Here is an 18,151-nt window from a genome sequence, read left to right on the forward strand (position 1 = left end):
TGGGATCAGAAGCGGTAGGTACCGGTCAGACTCAGCTGACGGGGTGTGCCCGGCATGATCTGGGTGGCACTGGTGGCGCTGACAAAGTACTCGTGATCGGTCAGGTTCTCGGCGCTCAACTGGGCTTCCCACTGCTGCCAGCGATAACCGGCGCGCGCATCGAAGCGGGCGTAACCGGGCAGTGTGGTGGTGTTGGCGTTGTCGGCGAAGCGATCGCCCACCGCCGTCACGCCGGTTTCACCGAACCAGCCTTGCTCACCGCTCTGGTAGCCGAGATAGAGCTGGCCATTCTGACGGGAGACGTTCATCGGGCGCTTGCCTTGCAGATCCGCATCCGCCTTGACCTGCTCGGCGTCCTGAATGGCGAAGCCGCCACGCAGGTAGATCTCGTCGGTCAGCTCGGCGCGGGCGCTCAGCTCGACACCCTCGGTACGCTGCAGGCCGGTGAGGATCACCTTGGTGGGATCCAGCGGATCCTTGGTGCGCTTGTTGTACATCTCCAGTCGATAGAGGGAGAGGGTGGTCGCCAGCTTGCCATTCAGCCAGTCACTCTTCACACCTCCTTCATAGAGGCGGGTGTGCTGGGGTTCCAGCCCGTTATTCTTGTCGCCCGGGGTAATGCCGATCAGCTCGCCGCCCACCGGGGTGAAGGTCTTGCTGTAGGAGGTGTAGAAGGCGTGATCCTCGAGGGGATTCCACACCAGACCGAGGCGCGGGCTCAGGCTGTTGACCGAGACGCTCTCCTCCTTGTTGAGGTCGTAGCGGCGACTGGTGACGGTGAAGTCGTCACGGCGCAGCCCCCCCACCAGATGCCAGTCACCCAGGCTGAGCTGGTCCTGCAGATAGAGGCCATTGCCGCGCACCTTGTGTTTGGCATCGCTGGAGAGCTTCATGGCGCCATTGTAGGTGGGCAGCGAGCACGGATCGTAGAGATTGCCGGACGGGATGGCGGTGGCGTTTTGGTAGAGCTTGGGTGTGCGCTCCTGCCAGTTCTGCTCGAAGCCGACCAGCAGGCGATGTTCCACCGGGCCGGTCTGGAACAGACCTTCGGCCTCGGTGTTGCTGATCAGGTTCTTCGCTTTCAGATCCTGCTGCCAGCGGGAGCGGGTCACCTGATTCCCTTTGATGCTGGTGACATAGGTGTTGTCAAACTGGCTGTCGAGGGTGGAGTAACCGAGCTGCTGGCGCAACTGCCACTGATCGTTGATATCCCAGGAGAGGCGGGAGCGGGTGGATTGCGCCACGTCATCGATGAAGTCGCGGCTGGTATCGCTGTAGACATACTCCCGCGGCACATCGGCTGGACGACCATTGACCCCGGGAATGCCGCGATCCGGGGTGCGGTCATGTTCGTTGCGCTCGTACTGCACCAGCCAGTTGAGGTTGTCGCTGATCTCCCAGTTGGCGGAAGGGGCCAGCAGGGTGCGCTTGCTCTTCACGCCGTTGCGGAAGCTATCTTTGTCCTCTTGCGCCATGTTGAGGCGCAGTTGCACCTGCTCACTCGCCTCGCCATTGAGGTCGGCGGTCAGCCGCTGGCTGTCAAAGCTGCCGACCCGGGCGGTGACGCTGGACTCCTGTCCTTTCTGTGGCTTCTTGCTGACCCGGTTGACGATGCCCCCCGTGCTGCCGCGGCCGTAGAGCACGGCTGCCGGGCCCTTGAGCACTTCCACCCGCTCGATGTTGCCGAGATCCCGGGTGTACTGCATGTCGTCGCGGAATCCGTCGAGATAGAAGTCGTTGCTGGCGCTGAAGCCGCGGATATTGACCCCGTCGAAGCGGGTGTCACCGCTGGCGTTGACCCCGGGGATGCCGCTCAGGGCTTCACTCAGCGTCGGTTGGCCGAAGGCGGTCAGCTCGCTGACCTTGACGCTGTCGATGGTCTGGGGAACCAGCTTGGCTGGCGTATTGGTACGGGTAGCGGTGGCGACTTCCTGATGTTGGGAGCGTTTGCCAACCACAGTCATGGTTTCATCGGCGGCCTGGGCAGTGAAGCCGGTGCCCAGCAGTGCCAGCGAGACCAGCGTTCTGCGAAAGTGAGGGTGCTGCATATTCAATATTGACTCTTTGGATGTCGACCTGACGGCTCGAACATATTGATTTAATTATAATTAGCCTGACCCGCCGAAGAGGGATGCCAATGATATTGATTTTCATTTATCTGGCAAGGTGAAAATAGTGGTATCTGTGGCGGTGGTTTGTTGCGGTTGGGAGAGCGAGGCTGAAACGCAGATTCTCTGCAGCAAACAGCAAACAGAGAAAACGAAGTGAGAGCAAAAGGGCGAAGCGGAAGAGAAAGAGACGAAACGTGAAGAGCTATCCGGCCCGATAGGACGGGCCGGATCTCGGACTCAGTGGGTGCGCAGCAGTCGGCGGGTGAGGGGCAGGGCTGCCAGCAGGCGATAGACCAACAGAGACGCTCCCAGCAGCAGCGGCACCTTGGCAATCTCCCAAGGGATGGATGCGCCCTGTGGTCCAAACATGAAGAGCCAGACCACCAGCATCATGTGCAGGCAGTAGATCCCGAGCACCTTGGGTGCCTGGCGTTCCAGCCAGCTGCCTTTGCCCCACTGGGGGTTAGCCAGCAGCAGGCCAAACAGACCGAGGGCCCAGGGAAGGGAACCGAGCAGGAAGTCGTGGCGGGTAAGCGGCACCGCGGCGAAGTGCAGCAGCGCCCAGGCTTCACATCCATAGAGCGCCACGCCCCCCAGCAGCAGTTGCCAGCCGGTGCGGGCATCCGGCTGCCACTGACGCTGGCGCAGCAGGGCCCCCAGCGCGACAAACAGCAGGGAGAAGAAGGGGCCGTTACGGGTGAGCAGTGGCCACTCGGCGCCCAGCAGCGGTTTGGCATAGGAGCCCCCCAGCAGCGCCAGCAGGTAGAGGCCAAGACCCAGCCAGAGGGCGAGCGTTGGCTTGCCAAGCCGGTAGCACAGTGCCAGCAGGCTCACCGCCATGATCAGGGCTGGCAGGAACCAGAGATGGATCATGCCGCCCACCAACCAGCCGTTGAGGGGGTCGGCGAGCTGGAATTGCCACTGCCCGCGCAGGGAGGCCAGATAGCCCTGCTGCACGGCATCCAGCGGATTGAACGGCACCAGCAGGTAGACCAGGCTCCACCCCAGCCAGAGCAGCAGCAAGGGGCGACAGTAGCGCCAGGCCACGGTCAACGGCGCCTCGCGAGTCAGCCTCGGCTGCAGAAAGTAGCCGGCACAGAGGAAAAACAGCGGTACGGCAAAGCGGCACAGCTGGTTGATGGTGCCGCCCAGCCAGAGCCAGGATTCGCCTCCCCACAGGGCGGGGCTGAACGGATTGGCGAAGGGGGAGACGTGAATGGTCATCACGGCCAGAATGGCCAGCACCCGCCCGCACTCGATACTGGAAATACGCATGGTGGCTCGTTGTTACAGGGGTTGTGACGGCACGCTAAAACCCGCACCGTCAACTTGCAACCAATTGATTTTATTCGTGTGAGTCACGTTGTTGAGCGGTTACGTTTTGTAACGGGATGGCGGGAGGTGTTACCTGTAACGGGAGCTGGCTCCCGTTTTTTGGCGCAGCCACGCAAATAAAAAAGCGAGGTGGGCGCCTCGCTTCGACAGGGCGGATTCGGGCTTACTGGTGGGTCATCATGCTGCTCTGATTGGCTGCCAGGGTGGTTCTGCCCGAGCTCTCCAGCCAGGTTTTGATCCGCTTGGCATCGGCGACCCGATCGTTGGTGGTCTCGGCATTGAGCAGCACCATGATCACCGGTTCGTGATTGACCTTGGTGCCCAGCACCAGACAGCGGCCCGCTTCGCGGATATAGCCGGTCTTGGAGAGGGTGAACTCCCACTGCCCCTCGCGGATCAGCCGGTTGGAGTTGAGGTAGTGCAGCTGGCGCTTGTTGGTGCGCACATAGCTCTGCTGGTCGGTGGAGTACTGGCGGATCAACGGATAGGAGGCGGCAGCGGCGGCGAGCTTGGCCAGATCCTGCGCAGTGGAGACATTGCGCGGGTTGAGTCCGGTGCTGTCGGCGTAGCGGGTATTCCACATCCCCAGCATGCGGGCCTTGGCATTCATCGCCTCGACGAAGGCGCGCTGGCCACCGGGATAGTGGCGAGCCAGCGCCGAGGCGGCGCGGTTTTCAGAGGACATCAGGGCGATATGGAGCATCTCGGCGCGGCTGAGCTTGGAGCCGATGGCCAGGCGCGAGCCGGTCCCCTTGATACGGTCGATGTCGGCATTGGTCACGGTGAGCATTTCGTTGAGCCGCAGGTTGGCATCCAGCACCACCAGCGCCGTCATCAGCTTGGTGAGCGAAGCGATGGGCATCACCCGGTTGCCGTTGCGCTCGGAGATCACCTCGCCGGTTCTGTGGTTGGCCACCACAAAGGCGGCCGAGCTGAGGTTGGGCACATCCCGCCGCTCCAGAAAGCCGCTGCTGCTCTTGCTGCTGGCGGAAAAGGGGTTGGCATGGGCACTGTCCATAGTGGCCGGCAGCATGACTGCGCCAAGCAACAGGGGAAGGAGGGAACGCATCATCATGATCAGCTCTACCGGACGAAATACAGGGATATCTGGCTAAGTTATATGTCGTGAACTGGCGCTTCACAATCATTCTCACCTTGATATTGATAATTTGCGGCGTTAAAGGGGCTCTGGCAGCAAAACTCGGGTGAAAATGGCCTCTCTGGAGTCTATTTATGGGGCTGCCGACAGGACATCATGGTGAGGGTTTGCCGAGGGATGGGCATCGCTGAGTAAGAAAAATCGGGACCATAGCGGTCCCGATTGGCATGGTGAGTTGCTCACCGTTTAGTGGGCATCTTCCTGCTTGATCTTGAAGCGCATGGCGATCACCACGAACAGCAGCGGGCCAATGATGGTCCAGACGCCGGTGGAGATATCGCCGGAGATAAAGGGGGCCACCACGGTAAAGACGTTGCCGAAGGCGACCAGGATCAGGCTGATGATGGTGGCCAGCAGTACCGAGCCCGCACTCTTGAAGAAGATCAGATCCTTGCCCAGCGCCGGGTTGTTGCGATAGCGATACCAGGCGTAGATGAGGAACATGTAGGGCAGGGTCATGCCGACGTTGGTCATGGTGATGATCAGCTCGTAGAGGGCGGCGGCCCCTTCCGGGTTGATCAGGGTAAAGATGGACTTGGCGGCAATGAACAGGCAGACCACCCAGGCTTGCACCTTGAGCGCTTCAATCCGCACGCCATTCTCGTTCTCGCGCTGGAAACGCTCCGGCCAGAAGTAGCTCGGGGTGCCGGTGATGAACTGGCGCAGCGGCGCGTAGGAGAGGGCGATAAAGGCGCCGAGGTAGCTCAGGAACATGCCCAGCCCGGCAAAGCGCATGAACACCTGCCCCAGCCACTCGCCACCGAGATGGCGTCCCAGCTCCAGCATGATGATGAAGAGGGCGGAGAGAGAGGTGATCCCCTCGGCCGGGAAGTCGCTCCAGCGCATGATGGAGCCGACCGCCAGAAAACCGATGATGTAGCAGAGCACGATGAAGGCGCCGGAGAGGAAGATGCCGCGCTTGAGGTCACGCTCGGGATCTTCCAGTTCGTCTGCCACCCCGGCCATCGCCTCGACCCCGCCGTAGGCGAAGATGGCGAATACCATGAAGCCGAGGAAGGGGATGATGTCGTTGAACGCGGCATTGGGAGAGGCTGCCAGTGATGCCTGGGTGAGGGGCTCCTGCAGGGTCATGCCGCTCACCGCGAAGGTGAAGACGCCACCGACCAGCAGCAACACGTTGAGCGCCACCACGGAGAGACCGCCGATGGCCGCCACCTTGGCGAAACGGGCGCTACCAAAGGTGATGAGCTTGGTGACGGTGGCAACCAGCGCGATGGCAACGACCCCCAGAATAAAGGGACCAAAGTCGATGCCGGTGCCCAGAGTGACCGGGATGACGGTGATGTCGCGGCCAAACAGCATGAAGGAGAGGGGCACCCACATGGAGAGCGCCTTGCCAAACATCCAGATGACGTAGGAGGCGAACCACATGGTCAGACCGATAAAGGCGAACCGGGTCGAGACCGAGTGGCGCATCCAGGTAAAGATGCCGCCCGCCTCTTTGCGAAAGCCGGTACCAAACTCGATCATCATGAGGATGAATGGAATGAAGAAGAACAGACCGCCGATCACGAACATCGGAATGGCGGCATATCCCATTCGATAGAAGCCGATCCCGATATTAGTAACGCCAAATACCGATGTTAATATCATCAATATAAAGGCGCCCAACTTCAGCTTTTTTGCTGACATATTTAAAACTCCCTGATGGTGCTGGATTTAAAGTAATCAAAAATTAAACAGACGAAACTGGGCCAATTAATAACGCCTTCACGCCATGTCATCCTGTTGTGGCTGGCACGATCGGGTCAGCGCCGACCGGGCTGGCTTACCCGTCAGGCGGTCAATGAATGTATGGGCGGAGCTGCATGGCCTTGGCCAAGAGCGGTATTGATCAGCGTAGCCGAAAATTAACTGTGAACGATTTTATCATTAATGCTGCTGGGCAGGTAAGTTCCCCGAATGAAGCCGCAGCTAAAATAAACAGAGCTGCCAGTTAATTGATACGTTGCGGATGTAAACATTTACGCCCTGGCCGACACTTATTTCCATTATTCGTGTTCGGAATAATTGGCGGAGTGAATTAAACCATCTTGCCAGATAGACCTGCGCCAATGGCGCGAGGTCCCATCATCCCAGCCGGGTCAGCAGCACGCCGCCAGTGATGATGGCCGCCGCGGTCAGTCGCACGCGCCCGAGCGGTTCTTTCAGCAACCAGACCGAGAGCTGCATGGCAAACAGCACACTGCTTTCACGCAGCGCCGCGACCACACCAATGGGGGCTTGGGTCATGGCCCAGATGACAATCCCGTAGGCGAGCAGTGACATGGCGCCCCCCGCCATTCCTGACAGCGCATGGCGGCGGATCTGGCGCCACGCGTTGCGCCTCTGGTTGATGATCAGCACTAACAGCATCGCCAGACCGGTACAGGCAAAGAGCCAGAGTGTGTAGCGTACCGGCTCACCCCCTGCGCGGGCGCCGGCCCCATCCGAGAGGGTATAGATCGCAGTAAACATGGCAGTGACCAGTGCCGCCCGAATCGCTTTGCTGCCAAGGCGCTGCTGCCCCCCTCGCCAGGCCATCAGCAAGACCCCCATGATCAGCACGCAGGCGCCGATGATGCCGCCGTAGCTGGGGTAGTCCCCCAGCAGCATGGCACTTAACACCATGGCAAGCAGCGGGGCACTGCCACGGGCCAGCGGATAGATCTGGCCAAAATCGCCCTGATTGTAGGCATGGCTGAGAAACAGGCAGTAACCGGTATGGAGCAGAATGGAGAGGCCGAGCCAGGGCAGCTCGGCTGCGGAGGGAAGTCCCATCGGCAGCAGTGCCACGGCGGCGATAAGTCCGGAGAAGATCGCCACCAGTGACACACCCACCAGCCGCTCTTCGCCAATTTTGACCAGCGCATTCCAGCTAGCGTGAAGCAGGGCGGCCAGCAGAACGGCAAAAAAGACGGTGGTACTCATGGGGGCAGGCTCTCGGGATATGGGGGCCAACAGCATACCCGCCCGGAGCCTGATTGGCCGAGATCTGTATCAAGGCTTCGCCTTTTCGGGGCTCGCCTCCTGCGTAGTGGCGTTGCCCAGTTGCCCCAGCACCAGCTTGGGATGAGGATCGGTCTGCAGCGGTATATCCTGCAGCTGTGTTCCCTGCTGGTGGCGGTGGATGATCCCTGCGGCCATCTTGCCCAGCGCCTCGTAGCTGCTGATGGTGCCAACGCTACAGCCGTGCTCGACGAACAGTTCGGCACTGCAGATGGTAGGGATGGCGGCCTCGTTCAGTGCATTAAGCAAACGGGGGGCGATGGAGAGCAGATAGCTGTCTGCGGCCAGAAAGACGATGTCGTTTTTGGCATCCTGTTGCAGCCGCTTCAGTTCGTTGTCCAGCCGCCGTGGGTCAGGGGCCATTCGCCAGGTGACCATCTGCCACTGATAGCGTTTCGCCTCGTTGAGCAACATATCGGCCACCAGCAGGGTGTTCTGCTCCCGCGGGTTGAAGGGCAGCAGCAGCCGTTTGCCGGTGGCCAGATGCTCGCTGGCGTTGGCCAGTTGCAGCGCCATCGGCACCATGTTGCTCACCCCGGCCACCATGCTGTTCTGGGCTTTGTCTTCCGAGAGAAACCCTGCCCCGACCGGATCGGAGACCACGTTGAAGATCAGAGGTTTGCGGTTGGCCAGCAGACTCTTGGTCATGGTGGTGGCGGTGGTGCCAAAGGTGTAGATGTAGTCGTACTCTGCCAGTTTCGGCAGCATCTGCTGGCGCAGCATGGTCGCCAGCGCCGTGCGATCCTGATCGGCGTTATAGGTGGTGATGGTGGCCTGATAGCCAAGGCGGGTCAGCTCTGCCCGAAAGCCCGCTTCGGCCGCGGTTTCGCCGCGCCACAGCACCATGGCGATAGAGAGGGCGTGAGCAGGCAGGGACAGCAACAACAGCAGTGTGACAAGCAGTTGACCCCTCATTTTCTCACCTCCCGTGCAGACCCTTGTCTGATGAGCCTAGGCCACTTTCTCCGGTCGTGAATGGCGCCCAGCAAAAAGCGCGATGGCAAGCCATCGCGCTTTGGTATCCGCAAAACTTCGATTAGAAGTCGTAGCGGGCAGCCAGCTGGAAGTCATCCTTGACGTTGAGCTTGCCGCTCTCTTTGCTGTCCAGGTTGTTGATGCGGTACTCGCCAATCACCCGCAGGTTCTTGTTGAACTTGTACTGGGCACCCAGGGTGTAGTAGTCCACGTTGTCTTTTTTGGTACCGGCCTTGTCCTGCTCCTGTTTGTTCCACAGGGCCATCAGACCGAAGCCGTTCTCGAAGTTGTAGCCCAGTGCGGCTTCCCAACCGGTGTGATCGGTGCCGGTGGCCAGGAAGTCGCTGCCATCGGCATAGCTCAGGGCGGCATAGGCAGCCTTGTTGTCGAACTTGGCGGAGATCAGCCACAGTTTGGCATCTTCTTCACCGCTCTTGTCGCGGATACCGACGTTGTAGGCGGTACCCAGTGACAGGTTGAACGGGAAGGTGTAGGCCACGGCAGCACCGTAGGCCGCGTCGCTATCCTTGCTGGTGGTCTCTTCGGTGTCACCACCGTCGAACTTGTAGCTGGTGTCGAGCTGGAAGCCATTGAACAGGCCGGAGTATTTCAGTACGGAACCGGCACGGTTGGTGGCGAAGGTGTCGGTCTTGGCACCCAGCGCTTCGTTGCCGTAGCCGTCGGAGAGGGAGACATCAGTCCAGTCGGCCAGGAAACCCGGGGCTCCTTTCTGGCGACCGAAGGTCACGGTACCCCAGTCAGCGCCGACACCGGCAAAGGCCAGACGGGTGCGCAGGTTGTCGGAGTTCTCGCTGATGGTCTTCTCGCTGTCATTGATATACATCTGTACTTCGTACTGAGCCAGTGCCTTCAGGCCGCTCTGGATCTGGGTCTCGGCCTTGGCACCGAAACGGACAAACTGGTTGGCACCCTGTTTGTCGCTGTACTCGCTTTTCGGTTTGCCGCTGGCATCCAGTTCCTTCTTGTCACCGAAGAAGTGGCCAGCGTAGATACGGCCATAGAGATCCAGCATGGCTGTGTCATTTTTATACACTTCAACGGCTTGAGCCTGGAAGGCTGCGGTCAGAGCCAGTGCCACTACAGTCAGCTTTTTCATCTTAATCCCTTGTGTTGCAAGCTTTTGTTTTGAAGACGGGGCCATGCTAGGCAGCAGGGATGACAGCGGGGTGACAGTTGGGTGAAGAGTCGATGGCAATTGGATTGCATTTGGATGAATTGGCTACATTCTTGCTCGCAACGGCTACTTTTGTGCGCAAAGGTTTGCCCTTGTGGTAGAATGCCGCCCGTTTTCGAGCTCCATAGGTTGGATATGCGATGAGACGTGAACTGGCAATCGAGTTTTCCCGAGTGACGGAAGCGGCTGCACTGGCTGGCTACAAGTGGCTCGGACGTGGTGACAAGAATATCGCTGATGGTGCGGCCGTAGCGGCCATGCGCCACATTCTCAACCAGATCGAGATCGATGGTGAGATTGTGATCGGCGAAGGTGAAATTGATGAAGCGCCGATGCTCTATATCGGCGAGAAGGTCGGTACCGGACACGGCGACGCGGTGGATATCGCGGTCGATCCCATCGAGGGTACCCGCATGACTGCCATGGGTCAGGCCAACGCGCTGGCCGTGCTGGCGGTGGGCGACAAGGGTTCTTTCCTGAAAGCGCCTGACATGTACATGGAAAAGCTGATCGTCGGGCCCAAGGCCAAAGGCGCCATCGACCTGGATCAGGCTCTCGAGTTGAACCTGAAGTCCGTGGCCAAGGCGCTGGGCAAGCCGCTCTCCCGTCTGACCGTCATTACCCTGGCCAAGCCGCGTCATGACAAGGCAATCAAGGAGATGCAGGGTCTGGGCGTGCGGGTGTTCGCCATTCCTGATGGTGACGTTGCCGCCTCCATCCTCACCTGTCTGCCGGACAGCGAAGTCGACATGCTGTATGGCATCGGCGGCGCACCGGAAGGGGTGATCTCCGCTGCGGTGATCCGCGCGCTGGATGGCGACATGCAGGCCCGTCTGGTGCCGCGTCACCGCGTCAAGGGTGACAGCCCGGAAGTGCGTGCGCTGGGCGAGCAGGAAATTGCCCGCTGCGAAGCGCTGGGCATCGATGTCAACAAGGTGCTCAAGCTGGAAGACATGGCGAAGAATGACAACGTCATCTTCTCCGCTACCGGCATCACCAAGGGTGATCTGCTGGATGGCATCACCAGCGATGGCGTGATGGCGACCACCGAGACTCTGTTGATCCGTGGCAAGTCGCGCACCATTCGTCGTATCAAGTCGATCCATTATCTTGAGCGCAAAGACAGCGTGGTACGCGATATCATCCTGTGATGATGGCTCGCTGAACCGGCTGTGTTGTCTGAAGCCCGATCGCCCGTGCGGTCGGGCTTTTTGTTGTGCGCCAGCTACGTTTGTGCCGCCGCTTCGGCTATGGTGGCTCAGACCGTCCCAAAGGAGTGGAGTCTATGGAGTGTCGTAGCGGCTGCGCTGCCTGTTGCATCGCCCCCAGTATCAGCAGTGCCATTCCCGGTATGCCAGATGGCAAACCGGCTGGCGTCCCCTGTATCCAGCTCGATAGCGCCCTTGGCTGCAAGATCTTCGGTCAACCGGAGCGGCCGGCAGTGTGCGGCGGTTTTCGCCCCATGATGGATGTGTGCGGCAGCCACCGTGCCGAGGCCATCTGGCTGATCGGCGAGCTGGAGCGGCTCACCACCTGACGAGGGCAGGGCGAAGAGATAAAAAAAGAGGCCGCATCATGCGGCCTCTCGCGTTTCTGTTTGCCGGGGATCAGACTCCCGCCAGTTCCAGTGCCTGACGATAGTACTCGTTGGCCTTGTTGGTGAGGCGGCGCTTGTCCATCAGCTGGCCGAGGGCGTGGTAGGCGGCGGCGCTCGGCGCCCGCTCCACCTCCTGTTCCAGCAGCTTCTGGGCATCGTCCAGTTGACCTGCCAGCAGATAAAGCTGGGCCAGTGCGGTGTCCACTTCCGGTTGCCCCTGCTGCTTTTGCAGCAGCGCCAGCAGCGGCTGGTAGCTGTCGAGTTTCAGCTTGGGCAGGCGAGCCAGCAGCTGTGGCATCGGCTGTTTGCGCAGTGCCTCCTGCCACAGGGTGGCGGCCTCGCCATCGGCGCCCAGCTGGCGCAGCAGATCGCCGTAGCAGGCCAGCAGATCAGGCTCCAGGCGCAGTTTGCGCGGCAGATCCTGCCACACCGCCTTGAGGGTCTCGAGGCTGCCGGCAGCCTGTTGCAGGCGACCACACCAGGCCTGTTGCAGCAGATCTTCTTCCTGTTTCGGGGTCAGCTTGCCCACCTTGTGCAGCGCCGGGATCAGGTCGCACAGGGCGCTCCAGTCCTGACGGGCCAGATGCACCTGGCGCAGCTGATCCAGCACCATGGGGTGGCGCGGGTTGAGGGCATAGACCGACTCCAGCATCGCCAGCGCGGTATCGTACTGACCCTGCTCGATCTGCAATTGGGTTTGGGTCAGGGTGAGCGCCAGCTCGGCCTTGGGGTTCTCCTCCTGCGCTTTTTGCAGGTATTGATCCCGGCGGGCGTCGTCACCACGGGCCTGTGCCGCCTTGGCGGCGCTCAGGTAGTTGAGCAGCGGGGTGTCGCTGTTGCTGGCCCCCTTGATCAGCAGCTTTTCAGCCTGACTGTAGTGCCCTTCGGCCATCGCCAGGGTGGCGGCGACGGTCTGTTGATTGGCCTTGCGGCGGCGGCGCGAGCCATACCAGCCGAGGGTCTTGCGGCGCAGGCCGAATACCCGACCCAGCAGCCACTCGACGATCAGCAGGGCGCCGTAGAACAGCACGGCCATGATCACCGCGCTGGTGACGGAGGATTCGATGGTGTAATTGCCAAGGGCAATCAGCACATAGCCCTTGTTACCGGAGGCTTGTGGGCCAAAGATCAGCCCTGCGACCATCACGGCAACCAGAATAATTATACGGATCATGGTGCCCTCCTCAGCTGCTGGCCAGAATGCGTTGCAGGCGTTCGGTCAGCACCTGCTCCAGCATGGCCTGGGTCTTGAACTGGGCCGGATAGTCGATCTGGATCTGCTCACCCTTGAGCTTGTCGATCTCGCCCTGCATGTAGCGGGTGGCGCTGTTGTAGGTGTCGAAATACTGGGTCAGCCAGCGTTGGGCCTTGTCCAGGCTGTCTTCGTAGAGCGCCTGCTGCTCGCGATAGACGGAGAGCTGGGCCTGCAACAGCTTGGTCTTGAGGTTTTCACGCAGGAAGATCTCCTGCTGCGGCGAGAGCAGTGCCTCGACCGCGCCATCGCGGCGACGGATGGTGACGAAGTTCTCGGTGAACTTGACCCAGTTCTTCTTCAGGTTGCTCTCCCACTCGTCTGGATTGGTGCTGACCGCTTGATCCGGCTCGGCCTTGGCTTCCGGCATGCTGACGGTGGAGAGGGGCAGCAGCTCGATCTGGTCGGACAGCGCCGCCAGCTTGAGGGTCAGCCCCTCGCGGTCGATGCGCGGCATCCCCTTGAGCTTGGCGATATCTTCGGCCAGCGCTTTGCGGATCGGCATCAGGCTGGGGTCGTTGAGGGCGGCGATGCGCTCGTCAGCGTTGCCGAGCAGGGTGATGGCGGAGACGAGGTCATGCTCCAGCCACAGTTTGCGGCCCGCCATCCGTACCAGATACTCGGATTCGGCCAGCATCCAGTCGTTGGGGCGCTTGTCATTCAGATCCAGTACCCGATTCTGCAGGCCCTGCATCTCCCCCTGCAACCGCTGCTGGGTTTGATCCAGTGCGGCCAGCTGCTCGGCATCCTTGCTGCTGGTCTGGTCGATCTTGCTCAGGGCGCTCGCCAGCTGCTGCTTGAGCTGGGCCAGTTCGGCCTGCTGGGCCACGGCATTCTTGTGACCGTGCAGATAGAGGCCGCCGGTCAGGCCAAGGGCCAGCAGGATGGCAACCCCTCCCAGTACGGCACCGGAGCGGCTCTTGCTGCCATTGACCGCAGCGGTCGGCTGGGGTTTGACCTGGGATTCTTGTTGTTCTGTCATTCCATCTTCCTCAGTTCCAGTGCGGCCGTCAGGGCCTGGTTGGATGCACCTTGGGCAATCGTGATATGGATAAAGCCCGCGGAGTGGGCCATCTCGGCCACGCGCGGGCTGGGGACCACCAGCAGGCGGTCAAAAAGCCAGGGCTGCTGGCTGGTGGGAACCAGCTCCAGCAGGCGTTGCAACAGTTCACCACTGGTAATGAGCAGGCTGTCCAGCCCCGCTGCCTGCCAGTGGCGGGTTAATGTGTCCCCGTCCAGCTCGGGGTAGTGGCGCTCATAGGCCGCACAATAGTGCACCAGAGCACCGCGTGAGGCCAGCGTGCTGGCGATGAGATCCCGCCCGCCATTGCCCCGCAGGATCAGTACCCGTTTGCCTGCTACCTGCTGCAGGGCGGGCAGGGCGAGCAGCCCTTCGCTGCGCGGGTCATCCGGGCAGCTTGCCGTGATGCCGATGGCGGCAAACGCATCTGCGCTGGCCTGACCCACCGCAAAGTACTCAATATGTGGCCAGGTCTGACCAGTTTGCAACAGAAAATCGTGTGCAAAATGAACGGCATGAATGCTGACGGCGATAACCGCGTCAGCACTGCGCAGCAGGTCGGGCAGGAGAGGGCGTTCGCTGCCCGCCACGGTTTCCAGCAGCGGGCAGCAGAGTGGTGCATGACCGTGCTGGCGCAGCAACTGCACCAGCTCGGTGGCCTGGGCGGCCGGACGCACCACCAGCGGTGTCATGCGCGGTAGACCTCGGCCAGGATCTCGTCGGCTCCGGCGGCCAGCAGGCGCTGGGCCAGCTGCTCGCCGAGGGCCTCACCATCGGCCAGCGGACCGCGGATCTCGTCGCGGATTACCTGGGTGCCATCCGGGCTACCCACCAGACCGCGCAGCCAGATCTGCTCGCCCTCGACCAGTGCGTAGGCACCGATAGGCACCTGACATCCCCCTTGCAGGGCGCGATTCATGGCGCGCTCGGTCAGCACCCGGGCGCGGGTCTCGGCGTGCTCCAGCGGCGCCAGCAGAGCGTGCAGCTCAACGTCGTCGAGGCGGCATTCGATGCCGACAGCCCCCTGACCGTTGGCGGGCAGACTCTGCTCCGGCTTGATAAAGGCGGTGATGCGGTGCGCCATCTCCAGTCGTTTCAGACCGGCGGCGGCGAGGATGATGGCGTCATACTCACCGGCATCCAGCTTGGCGAGGCGGGTGTTGACGTTGCCACGCAGGTCGCGGATCACCAGATCCGGGCGGGCGGCGCGCAGCTGGCACTGGCGGCGCAGGCTGGAGGTGCCGACGACGGCCCCTTGCGGCAGTTCGGCAATGGCCTTGAAGCGGTTGGAAACGAAGGCATCACGGGGATCTTCCCGCTCGCAGATGGTGTGCAGACCGAGCCCCTCGGGGAACTCCACCGGCACATCTTTCATGGAGTGAACGGCGATATCGGCCCGCCCTTCCAGCATTGCGGTCTCCAGCTCCTTGACGAACAACCCCTTGCCACCGACCTTGGCCAGCGGGGTATCGAGGATCTTGTCACCCTGAGTGCTCATGGGCACCAGTTCGACCTGCAACTGCGGGTGCAGGGCTTCGAGCCGGTCTTTGACAAAGTTGGCCTGCCACAGGGCCAGCGGGCTCTTGCGAGTGGCAATTTTCAGGGTTCGGGCTGCCATATCAATCAGTTGTTTCATTTTTAGAAGGAAATCGATATTACCACCCTTTGCCCGGGCTTTCATGGCGGAGCCGGCAAAAGCGGGGCCAAGCTCAAAAATGCATGCTGAAAATGATTTTCATTAAGCAAGAGGCGTTGATTAATTCATTGAATGTATTGGAATTTAATGATTTCCCCTGATACTTGATGTGGTCATACCAGAAATAATCTGGCGTTTAGCTGAAGGCTTGTTTACCACCGCTGTTTGCATTGTTAACATGATCACACTTTTTTGACGTATCCCCCTTTTGGTGCGTCATTTTCACTTAGGTGATAGGCAGGGCATTGCAGGAACACATCGATACGCTGGTTGCGCGTTATGACGACATTACCCGTCTCAAGACGCAACGGGCGTTAGGCCTCATGAGTCGCTATGGGCAGCAGGTATTCCAACTGCTGCCTGTCATGCTGCACTTCAATCACCCCCTGCTGCCCGGTTATGTCTCCGGTGATGTTCCTCATGGCATCTGGAGCTTCAGCGCCACCGCCGAGCAGCAAGCCTTTATCGATGACCTCTGTCGCAACGCCAACTGTCAGAACGGTCTTGCCACCCATGATCGGGCCATTCAGGGGCTCTACTCCATGGGCAGCACCTCGTCCATCGGGCAATGCTGTCACTCCGATCTCGATATCTGGGTCTGCCACGTGGCCGGTTTGTCGCAGGAGCGGCTCGATCTGCTGGAGCTGAAGTGCCAGCAACTCTCCAAGTGGGCCGAACAGCGCGGGGTCGATCTCAACTTCTTCCTGATCCCGGAAGACAAGTTCCGCCAGACCAATGATGCCCAGATGCAGGGTGAGAGCTGCGGCAGTGCCCAGCACCTGCTGCTGCTCGACGAGTTCTACCGCAGTGCCATGCATATCGCGGGCAAGCGCTTGATCTGGTATCTGGTGCCCATTGAGTGTGACGAACACTACGATGAGTATGTGAACGAGCTGTTCGAGAGCGGCAAGCTCAAGCAGGACGACTGGCTCGATCTGGGCAGTTTTGACCGTATTCCGGCCGAAGAGTATTTCGGCTCCGCCCTGTGGCAGCTCTACAAGGGGATCGACTCCCCCTACAAGGCGGTGCTCAAGTCGGTGCTGATGGAAGCCTACTCCCACGAGTACCCCAACACCCGTCTGCTGTCGATGACTGGCCGCGACTGGTTCCAGCACAACGAGGGGATGCACTACCGGCTCGACAACTACTGCCTGATGCTGGACAAGGTGACCAACTACCTCAAGTCCATCGGCGACATGGCGCGGCTCGATCTGGTGCGTCGCTGCTTCTACCTCAAGGTGTGCGACGGCCTCAGCCATCCCAAGGATGATCACTCCCCCGAGTGGCGCCGCGAGCAGATGAGCCAGCTGGTCTCCTACTGGGGCTGGAGTCAGGACAAACTCTATCAACTCGATCACCGCCATGAGTGGAAGATCGAAGAGGTGAAGATCGCCCACGCCGAGCTGCTGGAAGCCCTGATGCAGAGCTACCGCAACCTGATCCAGTTCGCCCGCCGCAACAACATCAGCGAGTCGATCAACCCGGAAGATATCGGCATTTTGTCGCGCAAGCTCTACGCCGCGTTCGAGAGCCTGCCGGGAAAGGTGCAGCGTATCAACCTCAAGATCGCGCCGGATCTGAGCGAGCCGGACCTCAGCTTCGTGCAGGTGCCCCACGGTCGCCTCAACCGCGCCGGCTGGTATCTCTACAAACATTCGCTGGAGCCGGTGGACATCATTGGCCGCGCGCCGCTCGAGTTCAACGGCTACATCAGCAAGCTGGTCTCCTGGGCCTATTTCAACGATCTGTTGACGCCCCAGTCGCGGGTGCACCTGTTCAATCAGGGCTCGGATCTGCACATCGACAATCTGCACCAGTTCTGCCGCGATCTCTCCGGTTGCTTCCCCGAGAAGTACCCGCTCGCCACCAACCTGGCGCTCAGTCGGCCGTGCGAGATCCGCCAGCTCTCCATCTTCCTCAATCTGGAGATGGACCCGACCAGTCACTGGGTCGGTCAGGTGATCGAATTTGACGCCAACACCGTGGATGTCTTCTCGTTCGGCCGCAATCAGGAGTGTCTGGTCGGCTCGGTGGATCTGGTCTATCGCAACTCCTGGAGCGAGATCCGTACCCTGCACTTCCAGGGGGACGAGGCGGTGGTCGATGCCCTCACCACCATCCTCGGCAAGATGCATCAGGATGCTGCCGCCCCCGAGATGATCGAGGTGTTCTGCTACAGCCAGCACTTCCGCTCTCTGGTGCGCTCCCGCTTCCAGACTCTGGTGGCGGAGTGTATCGACCTGCGCCTCGCCCGCGACAAGCAGCAGCTGGTCAAGACCATGGCCCTTGGCCGCGAGAAGTACGGCATCTTCTTCGAACGGCGCGGGGTGTCGGTGAAGAAGCTGGAAAACGCCATCGACTTTTACCGCCACATCTCCCACAACAAGCTGGATCACCTGCCGCTGCGGCTCGACAAGACCCACAGCCAGCATCTGCCGAGCATCGTCGATGCCTACGCCAGCGAAGGGCTGGTGCAGTTCTTCTTCGATACCCGGGATGCGGGCACCAACATCTATATCCTCGATGAGGCGAACCGGGTGGAGATCTATCAGCACTTCGCCGGCAACAAGGATGAGCTGGTGGCGGGGGTCAACCGCTTCTACACCTCCAATCACGAGCGGTTCAGCGATGACGGCCAGTTCATCAACTTCAACCTGCCCCAGTACTACGAGATAGTACAAGTGAATGGCGAGCTGGATGTGATCCCCTATCGCAGTCAGGGCACTCTGCGCGAACAGGTGCCGCCCACCCGGGAAGTGGGCTGACCCGTCAGTGGTAATCGCCATAAAAAACGGCCTGCA

At 60.6% G+C, this 18,151-nt stretch carries 14 protein-coding genes; 3 read left to right on the forward strand and 11 right to left on the reverse strand.

The genetic code is table 11. The features are described 5' to 3' along the window. Window positions 1-5: 5 nt before the first annotated feature. The 7 genes from BN1115_RS00640 to BN1115_RS00670 form a co-directional block, all read right to left on the reverse strand. Window positions 6-2,048 carry a TonB-dependent receptor gene (locus tag BN1115_RS00640; protein WP_042655632.1) on the reverse strand — a complete coding sequence of 681 codons (2,043 nt, stop codon included), beginning with the start codon at window positions 2,046-2,048 and terminating at the stop codon, window positions 6-8. 300 nt (window positions 2,049-2,348) lie between these two features. Next, a complete protein-coding gene (locus tag BN1115_RS00645) occupies window positions 2,349-3,386 on the reverse strand; it encodes an acyltransferase (protein WP_042655633.1) in 1,038 nt (345 codons plus the stop codon). Between the two features lie 223 nt (window positions 3,387-3,609). After that, window positions 3,610-4,521 carry a D-alanyl-D-alanine endopeptidase gene (pbpG, locus tag BN1115_RS00650; RefSeq protein WP_042061586.1) on the reverse strand — a complete coding sequence of 304 codons (912 nt, stop codon included), beginning with the start codon at window positions 4,519-4,521 and terminating at the stop codon, window positions 3,610-3,612. Window positions 4,522-4,791: 270 nt separating this feature from the next. Next, window positions 4,792-6,258, reverse strand: coding sequence for a glutamate/gamma-aminobutyrate family transporter YjeM (gene yjeM / locus BN1115_RS00655; protein WP_042655634.1), 1,467 nt, complete (start codon window positions 6,256-6,258; stop codon window positions 4,792-4,794). A 438-nt stretch (window positions 6,259-6,696) separates the two neighbouring features. Further along, a complete protein-coding gene (locus BN1115_RS00660; RefSeq protein WP_082034765.1) occupies window positions 6,697-7,572 on the reverse strand; it encodes an EamA family transporter in 876 nt (291 codons plus the stop codon). 33 nt (window positions 7,573-7,605) lie between these two features. Next, window positions 7,606-8,529, reverse strand: a complete 924-nt coding sequence (locus tag BN1115_RS00665; RefSeq protein WP_042655636.1) for an ABC transporter substrate-binding protein — start codon at window positions 8,527-8,529, stop codon at window positions 7,606-7,608. A 121-nt stretch (window positions 8,530-8,650) separates the two neighbouring features. Beyond that, on the reverse strand, window positions 8,651-9,706 hold the full coding sequence (locus tag BN1115_RS00670; RefSeq protein ID WP_042655637.1) for a porin: 1,056 nt from the start codon (window positions 9,704-9,706) through the stop codon (window positions 8,651-8,653). Between the two features lie 218 nt (window positions 9,707-9,924). Here BN1115_RS00670 and glpX point away from each other — a divergent pair, with 218 nt between their 5' ends. Together glpX and BN1115_RS00680 are read left to right on the forward strand one after the other, a co-directional pair. Beyond that, the gene (gene glpX, locus BN1115_RS00675; protein ID WP_005336386.1) at window positions 9,925-10,935 is read left to right on the forward strand and encodes a class II fructose-bisphosphatase; all 1,011 of its coding nucleotides are present in this window, start codon (window positions 9,925-9,927) and stop codon (window positions 10,933-10,935) included. Window positions 10,936-11,069: 134 nt separating this feature from the next. Beyond that, a complete protein-coding gene (locus BN1115_RS00680) occupies window positions 11,070-11,321 on the forward strand; it encodes a YkgJ family cysteine cluster protein (protein WP_005336384.1) in 252 nt (83 codons plus the stop codon). Window positions 11,322-11,391: 70 nt separating this feature from the next. On the opposite strand, the gene BN1115_RS00685 is transcribed toward BN1115_RS00680, so the two are convergent. Genes BN1115_RS00685 through hemC form a run of 4 tightly spaced genes read right to left on the reverse strand, consistent with a single transcriptional unit; the run spans window position 11,392 to window position 15,272 of the window. Beyond that, the gene (locus BN1115_RS00685; RefSeq protein ID WP_042655638.1) at window positions 11,392-12,555 is read right to left on the reverse strand and encodes a heme biosynthesis HemY N-terminal domain-containing protein; all 1,164 of its coding nucleotides are present in this window, start codon (window positions 12,553-12,555) and stop codon (window positions 11,392-11,394) included. Between the two features lie 10 nt (window positions 12,556-12,565). Beyond that, a complete protein-coding gene (locus BN1115_RS00690) occupies window positions 12,566-13,615 on the reverse strand; it encodes a uroporphyrinogen-III C-methyltransferase (protein ID WP_042655639.1) in 1,050 nt (349 codons plus the stop codon). Beyond that, window positions 13,612-14,346: a uroporphyrinogen-III synthase gene (locus BN1115_RS00695; protein ID WP_042655640.1), complete on the reverse strand. Its 735-nt coding sequence runs from the start codon at window positions 14,344-14,346 to the stop codon at window positions 13,612-13,614. Before BN1115_RS00695 ends, BN1115_RS00690 begins: the two co-directional genes overlap by 4 nt. Beyond that, complete coding sequence (hemC, locus tag BN1115_RS00700; protein ID WP_139245499.1) at window positions 14,343-15,272, reverse strand: hydroxymethylbilane synthase; 930 nt, start codon at window positions 15,270-15,272, stop codon at window positions 14,343-14,345. The genes BN1115_RS00695 and hemC overlap by 4 nt, the downstream gene beginning before the upstream one ends. Before the next feature lie 323 nt (window positions 15,273-15,595). Between hemC and BN1115_RS00705 the strand changes: the two genes are divergently transcribed. Further along, complete coding sequence (locus BN1115_RS00705) at window positions 15,596-18,115, forward strand: class I adenylate cyclase (RefSeq protein WP_042061565.1); 2,520 nt, start codon at window positions 15,596-15,598, stop codon at window positions 18,113-18,115. Window positions 18,116-18,151: the final 36 nt, after the last annotated feature.

This window comes from Aeromonas allosaccharophila, from assembly GCF_000819685.1.
Classification (GTDB): domain Bacteria; phylum Pseudomonadota; class Gammaproteobacteria; order Enterobacterales; family Aeromonadaceae; genus Aeromonas; species Aeromonas allosaccharophila.